Here is a 14,391-nt window from a genome sequence, read left to right on the forward strand (position 1 = left end):
AACGGTCCTGCACAGCCACACCGCCCCACCTTCGACAGATTCCGGCGGCTGTTGGTAGGTGTCGACCTTGGTCGACACATCTGTCAGATATCGATATTCAGAACGGAATCAGACCCCGTGCCGACCAACGGTCGGCACCCACCAAAGCAGAACGTCGTTCCGACAGATCGCAGGAAACTGTCGAAGGCGGGGTGGGTACGGTTGAGGGGGCGTGAGCGCCATGGATGGCGCGACCGAGCCTCCATGGACGGGTTCACGGCGTCCCCCGCAACCGGACCCACCCCGCCTACCTGCTAAAAATCCACTGTTTGTGCTGTTGCCGGCCAGCGGCCGGCACTACCGCGGGTGCCGGGCGCAGCCCGGCCGGCAACCCCTGCTTGACCGCAGCCGGGGCGCCGCGGAGAATTCCGCGACTAATCCTCATTTGCTGTTGCGCAGGATGCGGGCGGCAGCCTCCCGGGCCCCTCTCCTTCGATGTTCAAGAACGTCCTGTTCCAACTGCATTGGCTGCTGGGCATTACCGGTGGTGCCGTCCTGGCCCTGATGGGCCTCAGCGGCGCCATGCTGTCCTTCGAGGACGAGCTGCTGCGCGCGGCCAATCCTGGCTTCGCTGAGATCGCCGAGCACCATGCGGACGGCCAGCATCCCCTTGCACTCAGCGAACTGGTGCCGTTGCTGCAGGCTGGCAGCGAGCGCCCCCTGCAACGCCTGCGCGTGGATGCCACCGGACAGCGGCCGTCGGTCGCGCGCTTTGCCGGCGGCAAGGAACACTGGGTGTACTTCGATCCGTACAGCGGCGAGCGCTTCAGCGCCCTGCGCGGGCAGGCATTCTTCGACGTCGTCGAGGACCTGCATCGCCACCTCGCTGCCGGTGAGCGCGGCAAGTGGATCACCGGCAGCTGTGCAATCGCGCTGCTGTTCTTCACCCTGTCCGGTCTCTACCTGCGCTGGCCACGACGCTGGTGGCACTGGCGCAGCTGGCTGGCGGTGGAGTGGACGCGCAGCGGCCGAGGCTTCCTGTGGAGCCTGCACTCGGTGGTCGGCACCTGGGTGCTGCTGATCTACCTGATGAGTGCGCTGACCGGCCTGTGGTGGTCGTTTGACTGGTACCGCAACGCGGCCAACACGCTGCTCGGTGTGGCGCCGGCGGCAAAGCACACGGTTGCCGCCGACGCGGCACTGGACGTCCATCGCATCGAGGCCACGCTGTACGCGCTACCCGGCGTGCGCACCGGCTTCATCGACCTGCGCCTGCCGGAGAAGCCGGGGCAGGCGCTGAACGTGCGGGTGATGGCCGGTGATCCGTCGCAGCGCGGCGGCCACCACGACCGTGCGCATGATCTGCTGCAGCTCGATCCGGCCAGCGGCGCGGTTCTCGATGCCCGCCCGTACGCACGCCAGGGCGCGGGCGGACAGCTGGCCACCAGCGTGTTCGCGCTGCATTCGGGCAGCTACTTCGGTGTGCCCGGGCGCGTGGTGGTGATGCTCAGCAGCCTGGGCATGAGCCTGTTCTTCATCACCGGCTGGATGCTGTACCTGGACCGCCGCCGCAGCCAGCGTGCAGCGCGAGGGCTGCGCCGCGCGCTGCCGGCCACGACCACCGATGGCCGTGGTCCGCCGTGGCTGGTGGTGCATGCCAGCCAGAGCGGACTGGGCGAACAACTGGCGTGGCGTGCGGCCGCGCAGCTGCAGGCGTCCGGTCATGCGGTGCAGGTGCTATCGCTGGCCCGCGTCGGTGCCGCGACGCTGCAGGCCACCTCCCAGGCGCTGCTCGTGCTGAGCACGTTCGGCGACGGCGAGCCACCGGATGCCACGCGCCGCGCGGCGCGGCTGCTGCTCGCACAACGCCTGGACCTGTCGCGCCTGCAGTTCGGCCTGCTCGCGCTGGGCGACCGCCAGTACCCGCATTACTGCGGCTTCGGCCGCCAGTTCGATGGCTGGCTGATCGGCAACGGCGCGCGCCCGCTGTTCGAGCGCATCGATGTCGATGCCGCTTCGGTGCCGGCATTGCGCCAATGGCAGCAGCAGCTGGGTACGCTCACCGGCATCGTCACCGATGACAGCGTGCTGCCTGCGGCTACGCAGATGCATGAGTGGCGCCTGCTCGGCCGCGACCACCTCAACCCGGGCAGCGTCGGCGGAGCCATCTGGCGTATCCGTCTTGCCGCACCGGCCGACGTGCAGTGGCAGGCGGGTGACATCCTGCACATCGCACCCCGCCACAACGCGCGGCATGCCGGTGCCGTGCTGAAGGGACACGGTCTGGATCCGCTGCAGCCCCTGCTGGTCGATGGCCATCCGCGCACGCTGCTGGCACTGGCCAGTGAACGCGAGCTGCCCGAGGCCGATGCCGCGCTGGCGGTGCAGGATGCCTGCCTGTGGCTGGCCGGGCTGCCGCTGCTGCCCAGCCGCGAGTATTCGATCGCCTCCTGCACGGATGACGGCGTGGTGGAGCTGGTGGTGCGGCTGGTGCATGACGCCTCCGGTCGCGCCGGGTTGGGCTCGGGCTGGCTGTCGTTGCATGCACCGATCGGTGCCGGCATCGTCGCCCGCGTGCATCGCAACCCCGGTTTCCATCGCGTCAGCGGCGCGCCGATGGTGCTGATCGGCAACGGCACCGGCATCGCCGGGCTGCGCAGCCTGTTGCGCGAAGCTGCCCACGCAGGCGAGCGCGGGCACTGGCTGCTGTTCGGTGAACGCCAGCGCGCACACGACTTCCTGTTCGCCGACGAGATCGAAGCCTGGCAGGCCAATGGCCATCTCACGCGGGTGGACCTGGCGTTCTCGCGCGATGGCGAGGGTGGTTACGTGCAGGATCGCCTGCGTGCGGCCGTCGATGCGCTGCGCGACTGGATGCACCGTGGTGCGGTGATCCATGTCTGTGGGTCGTTGCAGGGCATGGCCGAAGGCGTGGACCAGGTGCTGCGAACCGCGCTGGGTGATGAAGCGGTGGAAACGCTGCTGGAAAACGGGCGCTACCGCCGCGACGTGTATTGATTCCTGCCGCCGAACGCTGGTGTGAGCCGAGCATGGGCTCGGCTCTACAGTGTTCGTGCAGCCGATGTAGCGCCGAGCCCACGCTCGCCTGACTAGGCCGCCGCGCGCGCCTGCGGCATCGACTGCAAGCGGAACGCGCCCACGGCTTCTGCCAAGGCACGCACCTGCGCCTGCATCTGCGCCGTGGAGGCACCGGCCTCTTCCACCAGACTGGCGTTGCGCTGGGTGCTGGCTTCCATCTGCACGATGGTCTGGTTCACCTGAGCGATGCCCGCATGCTGGTCCTGCGACGCACTGCGGATACCTGCCAGCAGCTCGGCCAGCTGCTGCACGCTGCCGACGATCTCGCCCATCGTGGTGCCGGCCTGCGCGGCCTGCTGGTTGCCCTGGCCGACACGCGCCACCGAATCCTCGATCAGCCCCTTGATCTGCTTGGCCGCCTCGGCACTGCGCTGCGCCAGCAGGCGCACTTCGGCAGCCACCACGGCGAAGCTGCGGCCCTGCTCGCCGGCACGCGCCGCTTCCACCGCCGCATTGAGGGCAAGGATGTTGGTCTGGAAGGCGATGCCGTCGATCAACTGGGTGATGTCGCCGATCCGTCGCGAGGCTTCGCTGATGCCATGCATGGTCGCGACCACCTGGCCGACCGCCTCGCCACCCCGCTGGGCCACCGCCGCCGCGCCCTGCACCAGTGCATCGGCGCGGCCTGCGGCATCGGCGTTGCGGCCGACGGTATCGGTCAGCTCCTGCATCGACGCCGCGGTCTCTTCCAGGTTGGCGGCCTGCTGCTCGGTGCGCTGCGACAGATCGTGATGGCCGGCGACGATCTCGCCAACGCCGGTATCCAGGCTGGAGGTGGCCTGCTGGATGCGGGTGACGATGCGGCCCAGCTGCGCGACGGTGGCATTGGCATCGTCGCGCATGCGCGCGAACACGCCCTGCAGGTCCCCCTCCATGCGCACGCTGAGGTCGCCGCGGGCCAGCGCAGCCAGCAGTGCCTGCAGGTCACCAAGGTTGGTTTCAAAGGTGGCCAGCAGGCGATTGATGCTGGTCGACAAGGTGCGCACGAAGCCCTGCTTGCCCTCCAGCACGATACGGCCATGCAGGTCGCCGCGTGCTGCAGCATCGACCAGGGCAGCGACCTCGGTTTCCAGCAGCGTCTCCAGCGCACGACTGCGCCATTCCACCGCTACGCCGAGGAACTGCCCTTCGTCGATGATGGGGTTGGCAATCAGCTGGTAGCGCACGCCGGCATGGCCGATCTCGCGCTCCTCGCGCTGGCGCGCGCCGGCCAGGCTGGTCAGCGCCGGATGCAGGCGCACGGCATCGCTGCCCACCAGATCTTCGGCCTCGCGCTCGAGTTGCTGCAGCAGTGCCGGATTGACGTAGGCCACCTGGCCCTCGGCATCGATCACCATCAGCCCGGTCTGCGCACTGTCCAATGCCTGCCGCACACGGGTGTTGCCGCGCGCCACGGCACGCTCGGTCTCGATGCGCGCGCGCAGGCGCTGCTGCATGTCGACCAGGCGCTGCGCCAGCTGGCCGATTTCATCGTTGGCGTTGTAGACGCGCAGGGTGGTGCCGAGTCGGTCGTCGGCGATGTCGCTGGCGAAGCGCAGGGTGTCCTGGATCGGCTGGCGCACCGCACGCCGCACCAGCACCAGGCTGGTGATCAACACACCGGCGACCAGCAGCAGGGTCACCGCGAACAGCACGCTCATGGTGCGTGCGCCGGCCTGCTGGCGCGCCTGTGCCTTGGCCAGCGCCGCCACCTGGGCCTGCTGGAAGGCGGCCAGCGCCGGCGCCACGCCGGCGGCGGTATCCAGCAGCGATTGCGCCTCTACATCCAGGCCCACGCGGGCGGCGGTATAGCCCAGCAATGCGGCCTGATAGGCCTCCATGCCGTTGCGAAGGGCATCCTGCGCATCGGTCGGCAGGCCCACCAGTGCGAGATCGAACGGCAGCTTTTCTTCGCTCGCACGGTCGGCATGGGTGGAGTCGCCATCGAGCAGCAGCAGTGCCTCCTGGCGGCGCATCTTCTGCACGGACAACGCCAACGAAGGCCGCTGCAACGCATCCACCTGCGCCTGCAGGGCGTCGGCGGCCTGCTGCAATTGCGCGGCGAGGCCGGCATCGCCACGACCCATCTCATCGACGCGTTCGAACAGGGCGGCCACACCCTGCGAGAACGCGCCGGCGGCTTCGGTCAGTGCCTGCAGCGCCTCGCGCCGGCCGGGATCCATCGGCATCGCGCGCAGCGCCTGAAGATCGGCCTGGAGCGCCTTCTGCGTCGCCAGCAGCTGCGCGCGGTCGGCATCGTCGAAACTACGTGCATACTGGGTCTGCAGACGACGCGCCTCGGCCACCTGCGTGGCCACGCTCGCGGCCAGATCGCTGCCGTGCTGGTAGCTGGCCTGGCTGCGCGCCGCCTGCGTGCTGGCATGGCCGGTCCAGGCGTAGACGGCGGCGATCGCGATCAGGCCCAGCCCACAGACCCACAGGGTCGCCTTGAGCTTGCTGGCCACACTGAGCCGATGCGGCTGCAGCCACAGCAGCAGGCCGGGGGACGCCGAGCGCAGTGCGGCAAGCCGCATGCGCAGGGACCGGAGGTGGGGGACGACGGCCGACATGACAGGCTCCAGGCGTAAGGACGCACCTGTATCGGCGGGAAATGGCGCAACTTTAGGGCGCTCCTGGTTCACTCCCACCGATTGCTGGCGGACGCGGCCTTTGTACCCGGCACAGGCGACGGGGGGATGACACCCGCGCAATGCTTGACCTCAACCCCGGTTGGGAGAGCACAGTAGATCTCCCTCCCCCGCCCGGCGCGCGCATGACGACGCTCGATGTCCCCCGCTACCTGCAACGCCTGAAGCTGGATGCACCGCCACCGCTGACGCTGGCGGGCCTGACCCTGCTGCAGCAGCGCCACAACGCACTGCTTCCGTTCGAAACCCTCAGCTGCCTGCTGCGCGATGCAGTACCGATCGACCTGGACAGCGTGCAGCGCAAGCTGCTCGACGACCGTCGTGGCGGCTACTGCTTCGAACTCAATGGCGGCCTGCTGGCACTGCTGCAGGCGCTGGGCTTCGATGCACAGCCGTTGAGCGCGCGCGTGCTGCTGGCCGCCCAGGACGGCGAACTGACCGCACGCACCCACCTGCTGCTGCGCGTGCAGGTGGACGGCGATGACTGGCTGGTGGATGCCGGTTTCGGCAGCCTGACCCCGACCGTGCCGCTGCGGCTGCATGATCCGCAGCCGCAGGCCACGCCCCACGAGCGCTTCCTGCTGCAGCGCCTGCCCGGCGAGGGGGATTTCGTGCTGTCCGCCGAGTCCGGCGATGGCTGGCGGGCGATGTATCGCTTCGACCTGCACGCGCCGGCACCGATCGACAACGTCGTGGGCAACTGGTACGTGTGCACCCATCCCGATTCCAGTTTCCCCGGCCAGCTGCGCGCATCCCTGACCGGGCCGGACTGGCGACGCACCATCGGCAGTGGCAACTACACCGAGTACCGTCCCGGCCAGGCACCGGACAAGCGTCCGCTGCGCGATGTGGGCGACGTGCGCGAGGTGTTGCAGCAGCGCTTCGGCATGCAGCTGCCGGACGACCCACGGCTGGACCCGGCGATCAACGACTGGCTGCAGCGCTCGCGCGCCGCGCCCTTGTAGAGCCGAGCCCATGCTCGGCTGCTGTTGGCCCAGCCGCTCCAGCTCAGCCGAGCATGGGCTCGGCCCTACAGAATCACGCGCGCCTGCAGCGCAATGCGATTGCCTTCGCTGTCGGCGATCTCGGCCACGCGCCAGTCACCGGCATCGGCCGGGCCGAAGCGCAGCTCGGCCCCGGCCTGCAGCGCACGCTCGAGGCTGGCATCCAGGTCATCAACCCCGATGTAGATGCGCGCACCGTGGACGGAGGGCAGATAGTCGGCCCCCCGCACCAGCGCCGTGCTGGCACCGGTGGCCTCATCGGCAAACGGCAGGTAGGCCATCCTGCAGTCGTGCAGCAGGATCGGTTCGTCCACCGCCACCTGCAGCCAGTGCTGGTAGAAGGTGATGGCCCGGCCCAGGTCAGTGACCGGTATCTCGACGTGCAGGATGGGGTTCATGTCCGCAGGATAACCGGATGCTGACACTGCCTTGCAGGTCCGTACTGGCATGCTGGACCGCCCTTTCCTCGCGGAGTCCTGCATGTCCCTGGCCGATCATCGTGGTGCGCTGGCACCGCTGGGCTTCCTGCGCGTGGCCATCAACCTGGGCAATCCAGTACTGGCGCAGGGGGACGCGCGCTCACCGCGCGGGCCGTCACTGGAACTGGCCACGGCATTGGCGCAGCGCATGGGCGTGCAGGCACGCTTCACCTGCCACGACGCCGCGGCCGCGGTGGTCGCTGCAGCCAGCAAGGATGCCTGGGACCTGGCCTTCCTGGCCATCGATCCGGCGCGCGCCGACCGCATCGCCTTCAGCGCCCCCTATGTGGAGATCGAAGGCACCTACCTGGTGCGCGAGGACAGCCCTGCGCAGCAGGTGGCCGACCTGGACCGCGATGGCCTGCGCATCGCGGTCGGTCGTGGCGCCGCCTACGACCTGTTCCTCAGCCGCGAACTGCGCCACGCCATGATCGAGCGGGCCGAGACGTCGGCCGCTGCCATCACCCTGTTCGATCTGCAGCGCCTGGATGCCGCCGCCGGCGTGCGCCAGCCGCTGGCCGCCTGGGCGCAGGCGCATCCCGGCCACCGCGTGCTGGCCGACCGTTTCACCGTGATCCAGCAGGCGGTCGCGGCGCCGGCCTCGCGCCCGGCCGATGCATTGCAGGCGCTGTTCGAGGAAGTGGAGGCGATCAAGGCAGGCTCGTTGCTGGGCGAAGCCTTCGCCCGTGCCGGGCAGGCGGTTACGTTGGTACGGTGACCGCGGGACACACGCAGTCGAGCATGGCTCGACGCTATAAATGCGCGTCTGCCATGTGCCGGACGTGCTCGGCCGCCTGAGCGTGCAGCCAGTCGCGGAAGGCCAGGAAGCCGCGATGGCGGGCCGAGCGCTGCGGGTAGACCAGCCAATGCGGCCAGGCGGTTTTCAGTCGCAGGCTGGACAGCGCCACCAGTTGGCCCGAATCCAGCAGCAGGCGCGCCCGCGTCACCCGTCCCAGCGCTACGCCCACCCCGTCCAGCGCCGCACGGTGATGCGCCTCCGAATCATCCAGCACCGCCACGAAGCGCGGCGGCGGGTTCTGCCCACTCAGCGCGAACCAGGCGCCCCACGCGCCATCGGGATCCCCCAGCAGCGGCCACTGGTTCAGCGGCACGCGGTCGATCCCTCCCATGCGTTCGATCAGCGCCGGGCTGGCCATCGGCAGCAGCCACTCGTCGAACAGCGGCTCCACCACCAGGCCCGGCCACTGCCCGCTGCCCAGCCGCAGCGCGGCGTCGAACTGGCGCTGTCGCTCGAAGTCAATCAGGCGTTCACTCGACTGCAGGTTGATCTCGATCTGTGGATGCTCGGCAACGAAGTGCCCCAAGCGCGGCACCAGCCACGCCGACGCCATCGACGGTACCGCGCTGATCGTCAGCACGTGCTCGGCGCGTGCGGCATAGGGCTGGAAGGCCTCGTTGATCGCATCCAGATGCGGGCCGACCTGGTCGAGCAGGCGCTGCCCTTCCAGGGTGAGGGTGACGCCGCGTGGCTGGCGGACCAGCAGTGGCTGCCCCAGCCGCTCTTCCAGCTGGCGCATCTGATGGCTGAGCGCACTGACGGTCAGGCTCATCGACGCCGCTGCGCGTGACAGGTTGCCCAGCCGCGCGGCGGCCACGAAGCCCTGCAGGGCGTGAAGGGGCGGACGGGACATCAGGCTTGAATTCCTCTCAAGGCATGCTTGCGGAAATGTCGCTTTTTCCGCGTCCATGCTGCCCGTATCGTGCAATCCACTCAAGTGGAGGGACGCTCATGAACATCTACGGCAGCCTGTTGTTCCTGCAGGGCCACGTGGCCAACGCCGAACTGGCCCGGCAGCTGGCCTGCCCGTCCACCGGCTCCCCCACGGGTGCGCCGCAACCGGCCGCGCCGGTTCAGCAACCGCGTGGCCGTTGAACACGGCTCAACCTGCATACCAACGCTGGACGTGTTCAGGCAGCCATGGCATTGGGTCGATATCCAGCGCCCGGCAACCGTCGAGGGTGTCACGCAGCACGCGCTCGCCGGGGCCACCGGGCATGCGCAGGCCATCCTCTTCCGGAAGCTGCACCGCCGCCCAGTCGTGCAGCCGGTCCATGCGCAGGCGCTGGGCGGCCTGCAGCCAAGCCTTGAGCTGGAAACAGCGATAGCCCTGTGCGCCCAACGCATCAACCGCGAGCGACAACGCCTGGTTGGCACCACGCACCCATTCGGTGCGACCTCCGGCCTTGTCCTGGACCGTCATCGGCGCCGGCGCGCGGTGCGCCTTGAACGGCGAACGCAGCTGCAGCTCCAGATCACGCGCATCGCGCTCGCTCTCCGCTTCCACCAGCGTACCGGCATCAAGGTCGAAGAACTCGAACCAGCGCCGGTGCAATGCGCTGATGCGCCCGAGCGGATCGCGTGAGAAGCCGATCTTCGCGTAGTCCTCCCACGCACAGGGGAAGACGTAGGCGAAGACACGACCGTCGATGCGGATATGCGGCTGCATGTGCGCAGGCTGCCTCCACTGCAGCCCGGGCGCAACCGGGCGTTGCCGTGGGCGCCGCAGGGCTTTGGCAGTACGGCTTCATGCAGCCGCTGCGGACTATCCTTGCTGGCTGTCGCTGTCATCACCGCCACCATGCCTGCTCCTGCGCCTGCCCACCTGCCGGTTTCGTCCATCACCCTGGAAGCGGCAACCTTCGCGGTGGTCCACCAGCACAACGCGGACATCGCGCGGCAACCGGCCTCGCTGACCAAGCTGATGACCGCCTACGCCGCTTACGGATGCGTCGAAGAGAACGGTGGCACGTGGGACCAGGCGGTCACCATCGCCGCCGAGGATGTGCATGCCGTAGCCGATGATGAAACACGCATGGGCCTGGTGCCCGGCGAAACGGTCACGCTGGCGCGCCTGCTGGAAGGGTTGATGATCGTCTCCGGCAATGATGCGGCGCTGGCCATCGCACGCCATCTGGACGGATCACAGCCTGCGTTCCTGGGCCGCATGAACTGGCACGCGCGCCAGCTTGGCCTGCGCAGCACGCGGTTCGCCAGCGTGTCCGGCATCACCACCCCGCACCATGCCTCCAGCGCGCGCGACATGGCGGTACTCGCCGCCTGCCTGCTGAATGACCATCCGCAGATCCTGGCAATCACCGCGCAGCGCACGTTCGCGCATGGCCGCTTCAGCCGCAGCAACCAGAACGCACTGCTTGGCGAAGACGGCGTGGACGGATTGAAGACCGGTTACACCCAGGCCGCAGGCTTCTGCCTGGCCGCCACTGCCTGCCGGGCTGTGCCCGGGCGGAACCTGCCGGTACGCCTGATCACCGTGGTGCTGGGCGCTGAAAGCCGCGACGCACGCGATGCCCTTGTGCGCGAGAGGCTGGCCGCCGGGTTTGCGGCGCTGGCCGACACCACCGCCGACGCCTGAGCGGATCAGCGTCGCTTGACCGTCGCCACGATCAAGCGCTGCAGCTCGGCCTCGGCGCCGACCTTGTCCAGCGCGCCTGCCGCCACGGCTTCGGACAGGGCTTCGGCCGCACCGAGAATCGCCCAGCGTCCGGCCAGGGGGACCGTGCCATCGGCCGCAAACGGGCCCAGCCAGGTGTCGCAGTTGTCGATGAAGTCCTGCTGGTAGCGCCGACGCACTTCATGGAGTTCCGGCGCGCCCACCAGCGCAGCGAGGATGCCCTGCACTTCACTGCCCTGGCTGAGGACGCAGTCGATGTAGCCGGAGGCGATGGCCGCCGCACGATCGGCCAGCTGCGCCCTGGCACGGCCGATACGCTCGTGGAAGACCACCGTCTGCCGCCCGTCATAGTCATCGTAGAGCGCGGCCAGCAGTCCGTTGCGGGTCACGAAGTGATCATAGGCCACCGGTTTGGTCACACCGGCCGCCTCGGCCAGCCGCCCCAGCGTCAATGCGTCGGTGCCTTCTTCACCGATCAGCGCCCAGGCCACGTCCAGCAACTGGCGGGCGCGTTGCTCGCGGGTCAATCGGCGGCGCGTGGGAGCGGCGTTGGCAGGCATCGGTGGAGCACGGCGGTCAGCGCATCGGAGCACCGATTTTACGGCCGATCGCCAGCGCGGTCTGCAGATGCGCTTCGGCTGCACCGGCATCGGCGTCCAGCAGCAGGTCGGACGACAGCGCGCGCGCGCCGCAGTAGTCGAAGATGCCCATGTCGATCTGGGTCTTCATCGCCGCACCGTAGCCGCGCCGTTCGATCATGTCCGCGCCAGCCCCGCCGATGCCGACCAGATGCACGCCCAACCGCTGCAGCTTTTTCTGCACCTTGCCATCGGCGCCGTCCTGGTAGGCCCAGCCCTGGGTGAACACACGATCGATCCAGCCCTTCAGCAGCGCGGGGAAGGACCACCAGTACAGGGGATAGACCAGTACCAGCGTGTCGGCAGCCTGCAGCCGCGCCTGCTCGGCGGCGACGTCAGCCGGAGTTGCGCCGGTGCCACGGAACAGCGCCTGGTCCTGCATGTTGAAGCGCGGATCGAAGCCTTCAGCCATCAGATCGGCGTGGGTCACGCTGTTGGCGGCATCCGACGCGGTGATGGCTTCGCCGATGCGCCTGGCGATGGCATGGGTCAACGCGCCGGGTTCAGGGTGGGCGGTAACGATGAGGGTGTGCATGGGGCATGTCCGGAGTTCACTAACTACCAATAGTAAGTAGTGTCGCCCGGGATACCAGCGCCATGCGTGGGACGCTGTTTCCGCATCCACCGTATAGTGCGGCGGTTCCCACTGAGCTGCCCGACGATGCACCGGTATCTGCTTGCCCTTCTGCTGGCCCTGCCGATGGCAATGGACGTTACGCCCGCGCTGGCCGGTGAACTCAGTCCGGAAGACTCGGCCGCATTGCGCAATGAGGTGCAGGCGATGATGGGCGCCTTCGCCCGTGGCGATACCGAGCTGATCATCGCGCGTACCCATCCCAGCCTGAAGCAGCTGGCCGGTGGCGACGAGGCCTATGCGCGGGCGACCCGCGACACCGTGAAGGCGCTGCGCAAGGCCGGCGTCAGCATCATCAGCGACGAGGCAGGCGTGCCGGGCCGCACCTATGCGGCCGGTGACGAGGAAGTCTGCTTCGTACCGCGCCAGTCACTGCTGCGCGTGCGCGAAGCGCCGATGCGCAGCACGTCATTCATGGTTGCTGTGCGACGCGTCGGTACAACGCAATGGCGCTATCTGGACGGCGCGGCGATGCTGGACAACCCGGCACTGCTGCAGCAACTGCTGCCGGCGCTGGAGCCGGGCGTGACGCTGCCCAGGGGTGGAATGGAAGCGCTGTAGTCGCAGGTGCGCGTCCATCCACGCCCGGGCTGGATCCATTGCAGGCCTGGGCGTGTGTCAGCGGAACAGCGCGTTCAACGCCGCGCCCGAAGCCGCCTGCTGCAGGCCATCGAAGCGGCCGTCCTGCAAGATCGGCTCGATGGCCTGCATCAGCCCACCCCACGCAGCTCGCGCCAGCGCACCGCCCAGGCTGACCCGTCGCACGCCGAGTGCGGCGATGTCCTGCAGGCTCAGCGGTGTCGGTCCACCCACCAGCAGGTTCACCGGCTTCGCCCCTGCAGCGGCAACCACCGCGCTGATCTGTTCGGGCGTGCTGATGCCCGGTGCATACAGCACATCGGCGCCGGCCTCGGCATAGGCGCGCAGGCGCTGCAGGGTGTCCTGCAGATCCGGCACGCCAACGAAGAAATTCTCGGCCCGCGCGACCAGCAGCACATCGCCCCCCGCGCGGTCGATGGCCGCACGTGCCGCACACAGTCGCTCGACCGCCTGCCCGATCGGCCGCAGCGGCGCATCGACCACGCCGCTGGCGTCCTCGATCGACAGCGCCGCGATACCGGTGTCGATGGCCGCCGCCACCGCCTCGCCCACTGCCTGTGGCGTGGCGCCGAAGCCATCACCGAAATCGGCGTTCAACGGCAGCGGTGTCGCGGCCGCCATCAGCCGCAGATGTTCCAGTGTGGCCTGCAGCGAAACCGCCCCATCCGGCCGCCCTTCACTCCAGGCGCAGCCGGCACTGGTCGTGGCCAGTGCCTGGAAGCCCTGCCGCTGCAGGTAGCGGGCGCTGCCCACGTCCCACGGATTGGGCAGCACGAAACAACCTCGCGCATGCAGCTGGCGGAAACGCGCGCGCTTGCGCGGGGTGTCGGCATCAAGCGGGGTCATGGCGGGTTCCCGGGCGGCGGACCTGCACCCTAGCCCACGCTGCGGCGGCACTCAATCACGGCGTGGGCCAGCGTGCATGAGGTGATGCCGGCTGCTTATTGGACACCACCGTGCACGCTGCCCGAGCGTGCTTGCCTGCCACACAGTGCCCCACGGAGCCCCAGATGCACCCGGACCCGCAGACCCTGATCGACGCCGGCGACGATGACGCCCATTGGGCCGACCTGCTTTCACCCGCGCGCCGTCGCCTGATCGCGTCGGCCGGGCTGGCCGCTGGCGGCCTGGCCAGCGCGTCGGCTGCCACCGCAGCCGCGCGCAGCGACAACGCCGTGAACACCACCGAACCCGGGCGACCCGGCTTCCGCGCCATCGTTCCGCCGGCGTCCGAGGGCCGCAGCCCATGGGGCCAGGCCACGGCCAGCGAGCCTACCCCGCGGCCGGCCAGCGTGCGCCCCGGCGAGGCCACGCTGCCCACCCGGCCACGTGCCTACACCGCCATCAAGAGCTACCACGCCCACATCTACTTCGACGAGGACAGCTTCGAGAAGGCCGCGCTGCTGCGGCGCTGGGCCGCCGAGCGCTTCCCTGTGGAGCTGGGCAACTGGAACCTTGAGCCACGCGGGCCGCACGTCACCCCGTCGTTCTATTTCGGCTTCACCAACGACCTGCTGCCGGTGCTGGTGCCCTGGCTGCAGCTCAACAGCCTGGGCCTGACCATCCTGATCCACCCCAATACCGGCGATGGCCGCGCCGACCATCTGCATTACGCGTTGTGGGTGAACCGCGCGCAGCCGGTCAATGCCTACAACTGGCCGGCGCCGAAGCCCGGGCAGCCGGAACCGCTGGAAGAGGTGTTCCCGAACGTGGTGCCGACGGTGCCGCTGGAGATCTGAGCGGCCGGGTGCCGGAGAGCTCCATGTTGGGGCGCAGTGTGCTGCCCACCGAACCCCGTCCTCCCCGCATGGCGTGGATGCCGGCATCGTCGGCCTACGTGCATGCATCCCCGTCCAGCACCACGTTCAGCGCGCCTTGATCCAGCGCCCGCCATACG

At 69.0% G+C, this 14,391-nt stretch carries 14 protein-coding genes; 7 read left to right on the forward strand and 7 right to left on the reverse strand.

The features are described from left to right. Positions 1-474 precede the first annotated feature (474 nt). A complete protein-coding gene (locus ACT6SE_RS18950) occupies positions 475-2,997 on the forward strand; it encodes a PepSY domain-containing protein (protein ID WP_046432783.1) in 2,523 nt (840 codons plus the stop codon). 92 nt (positions 2,998-3,089) lie between these two features. Here the strand turns inward: ACT6SE_RS18950 and ACT6SE_RS18955 are convergent, their stop codons facing one another. Next, a complete protein-coding gene (locus tag ACT6SE_RS18955) occupies positions 3,090-5,627 on the reverse strand; it encodes a methyl-accepting chemotaxis protein (protein WP_046432786.1) in 2,538 nt (845 codons plus the stop codon). Between the two features lie 203 nt (positions 5,628-5,830). Here ACT6SE_RS18955 and ACT6SE_RS18960 point away from each other — a divergent pair, with 203 nt between their 5' ends. After that, on the forward strand, positions 5,831-6,670 hold the full coding sequence (locus ACT6SE_RS18960; protein ID WP_032959088.1) for an arylamine N-acetyltransferase family protein: 840 nt from the start codon (positions 5,831-5,833) through the stop codon (positions 6,668-6,670). 65 nt (positions 6,671-6,735) lie between these two features. Here the strand turns inward: ACT6SE_RS18960 and ACT6SE_RS18965 are convergent, their stop codons facing one another. Continuing rightward, positions 6,736-7,107 carry a VOC family protein gene (locus tag ACT6SE_RS18965; protein ID WP_046432790.1) on the reverse strand — a complete coding sequence of 124 codons (372 nt, stop codon included), beginning with the start codon at positions 7,105-7,107 and terminating at the stop codon, positions 6,736-6,738. 82 nt (positions 7,108-7,189) lie between these two features. Here ACT6SE_RS18965 and ACT6SE_RS18970 point away from each other — a divergent pair, with 82 nt between their 5' ends. Continuing rightward, positions 7,190-7,906: a transporter substrate-binding domain-containing protein gene (locus ACT6SE_RS18970; RefSeq protein WP_014648602.1), complete on the forward strand. Its 717-nt coding sequence runs from the start codon at positions 7,190-7,192 to the stop codon at positions 7,904-7,906. Between the two features lie 34 nt (positions 7,907-7,940). On the opposite strand, the gene ACT6SE_RS18975 is transcribed toward ACT6SE_RS18970, so the two are convergent. Next, complete coding sequence (locus ACT6SE_RS18975) at positions 7,941-8,840, reverse strand: LysR substrate-binding domain-containing protein (protein WP_032959086.1); 900 nt, start codon at positions 8,838-8,840, stop codon at positions 7,941-7,943. A gap of 98 nt (positions 8,841-8,938) precedes the next feature. Here ACT6SE_RS18975 and ACT6SE_RS18980 point away from each other — a divergent pair, with 98 nt between their 5' ends. Then, complete coding sequence (locus ACT6SE_RS18980) at positions 8,939-9,082, forward strand: hypothetical protein (RefSeq protein WP_169411611.1); 144 nt, start codon at positions 8,939-8,941, stop codon at positions 9,080-9,082. Between the two features lie 7 nt (positions 9,083-9,089). Here the strand turns inward: ACT6SE_RS18980 and ACT6SE_RS18985 are convergent, their stop codons facing one another. Then, entirely contained in the window at positions 9,090-9,656 is a 567-nt protein-coding gene (locus ACT6SE_RS18985; RefSeq protein WP_032959085.1) for a GIY-YIG nuclease family protein, read from the reverse strand. Between the two features lie 132 nt (positions 9,657-9,788). On the opposite strand from ACT6SE_RS18985, the gene ACT6SE_RS18990 reads away from it, so the two are divergent. Beyond that, positions 9,789-10,583, forward strand: a complete 795-nt coding sequence (locus ACT6SE_RS18990) for a D-alanyl-D-alanine carboxypeptidase family protein (protein ID WP_046432803.1) — start codon at positions 9,789-9,791, stop codon at positions 10,581-10,583. 5 nt (positions 10,584-10,588) lie between these two features. Here the strand turns inward: ACT6SE_RS18990 and ACT6SE_RS18995 are convergent, their stop codons facing one another. Both ACT6SE_RS18995 and ACT6SE_RS19000 read right to left on the reverse strand, forming a co-directional pair. Then, on the reverse strand, positions 10,589-11,182 hold the full coding sequence (locus ACT6SE_RS18995) for a TetR/AcrR family transcriptional regulator (RefSeq protein ID WP_041863907.1): 594 nt from the start codon (positions 11,180-11,182) through the stop codon (positions 10,589-10,591). A 16-nt stretch (positions 11,183-11,198) separates the two neighbouring features. Continuing rightward, positions 11,199-11,795, reverse strand: a complete 597-nt coding sequence (locus ACT6SE_RS19000; protein WP_444811038.1) for an NAD(P)H-dependent oxidoreductase — start codon at positions 11,793-11,795, stop codon at positions 11,199-11,201. Positions 11,796-11,921: 126 nt separating this feature from the next. Here ACT6SE_RS19000 and ACT6SE_RS19005 point away from each other — a divergent pair, with 126 nt between their 5' ends. Beyond that, on the forward strand, positions 11,922-12,455 hold the full coding sequence (locus ACT6SE_RS19005; RefSeq protein ID WP_046432795.1) for a hypothetical protein: 534 nt from the start codon (positions 11,922-11,924) through the stop codon (positions 12,453-12,455). A gap of 57 nt (positions 12,456-12,512) precedes the next feature. Here the strand turns inward: ACT6SE_RS19005 and ACT6SE_RS19010 are convergent, their stop codons facing one another. Continuing rightward, on the reverse strand, positions 12,513-13,340 hold the full coding sequence (locus ACT6SE_RS19010) for an isocitrate lyase/PEP mutase family protein (RefSeq protein ID WP_046432796.1): 828 nt from the start codon (positions 13,338-13,340) through the stop codon (positions 12,513-12,515). 164 nt (positions 13,341-13,504) lie between these two features. Between ACT6SE_RS19010 and ACT6SE_RS19015 the strand changes: the two genes are divergently transcribed. Continuing rightward, positions 13,505-14,233, forward strand: a complete 729-nt coding sequence (locus ACT6SE_RS19015) for a DOPA 4,5-dioxygenase family protein (RefSeq protein ID WP_046432799.1) — start codon at positions 13,505-13,507, stop codon at positions 14,231-14,233. The last annotated feature ends 158 nt before the right edge of the window (positions 14,234-14,391 follow it).

Source organism: Stenotrophomonas sp. LC732 (assembly GCF_052446685.1).
Taxonomy (GTDB): domain Bacteria; phylum Pseudomonadota; class Gammaproteobacteria; order Xanthomonadales; family Xanthomonadaceae; genus Stenotrophomonas; species Stenotrophomonas muris.

Excerpts from the sequence above, each read along its gene's own strand:
- ACT6SE_RS18950 (WP_046432783.1), top strand. The coding sequence starts at position 475 with ATGTTCAAGAACGTCCTGTTCCAACTGCATTGGCTGCTGGGCATTACC.
- ACT6SE_RS18955 (WP_046432786.1), bottom strand. The coding sequence starts at position 5,627 with ATGTCGGCCGTCGTCCCCCACCTCCGGTCCCTGCGCATGCGGCTTGCC.
- ACT6SE_RS18960 (WP_032959088.1), top strand. The coding sequence starts at position 5,831 with ATGACGACGCTCGATGTCCCCCGCTACCTGCAACGCCTGAAGCTGGAT.
- ACT6SE_RS18965 (WP_046432790.1), bottom strand. The coding sequence starts at position 7,107 with ATGAACCCCATCCTGCACGTCGAGATACCGGTCACTGACCTGGGCCGG.
- ACT6SE_RS18970 (WP_014648602.1), top strand. The coding sequence starts at position 7,190 with ATGTCCCTGGCCGATCATCGTGGTGCGCTGGCACCGCTGGGCTTCCTG.
- ACT6SE_RS18975 (WP_032959086.1), bottom strand. The coding sequence starts at position 8,840 with ATGTCCCGTCCGCCCCTTCACGCCCTGCAGGGCTTCGTGGCCGCCGCG.
- ACT6SE_RS18980 (WP_169411611.1), top strand. The coding sequence starts at position 8,939 with ATGAACATCTACGGCAGCCTGTTGTTCCTGCAGGGCCACGTGGCCAAC.
- ACT6SE_RS18985 (WP_032959085.1), bottom strand. The coding sequence starts at position 9,656 with ATGCAGCCGCATATCCGCATCGACGGTCGTGTCTTCGCCTACGTCTTC.
- ACT6SE_RS18990 (WP_046432803.1), top strand. The coding sequence starts at position 9,789 with ATGCCTGCTCCTGCGCCTGCCCACCTGCCGGTTTCGTCCATCACCCTG.
- ACT6SE_RS18995 (WP_041863907.1), bottom strand. The coding sequence starts at position 11,182 with ATGCCTGCCAACGCCGCTCCCACGCGCCGCCGATTGACCCGCGAGCAA.
- ACT6SE_RS19000 (WP_444811038.1), bottom strand. The coding sequence starts at position 11,795 with ATGCACACCCTCATCGTTACCGCCCACCCTGAACCCGGCGCGTTGACC.
- ACT6SE_RS19005 (WP_046432795.1), top strand. The coding sequence starts at position 11,922 with ATGCACCGGTATCTGCTTGCCCTTCTGCTGGCCCTGCCGATGGCAATG.
- ACT6SE_RS19010 (WP_046432796.1), bottom strand. The coding sequence starts at position 13,340 with ATGACCCCGCTTGATGCCGACACCCCGCGCAAGCGCGCGCGTTTCCGC.
- ACT6SE_RS19015 (WP_046432799.1), top strand. The coding sequence starts at position 13,505 with ATGCACCCGGACCCGCAGACCCTGATCGACGCCGGCGACGATGACGCC.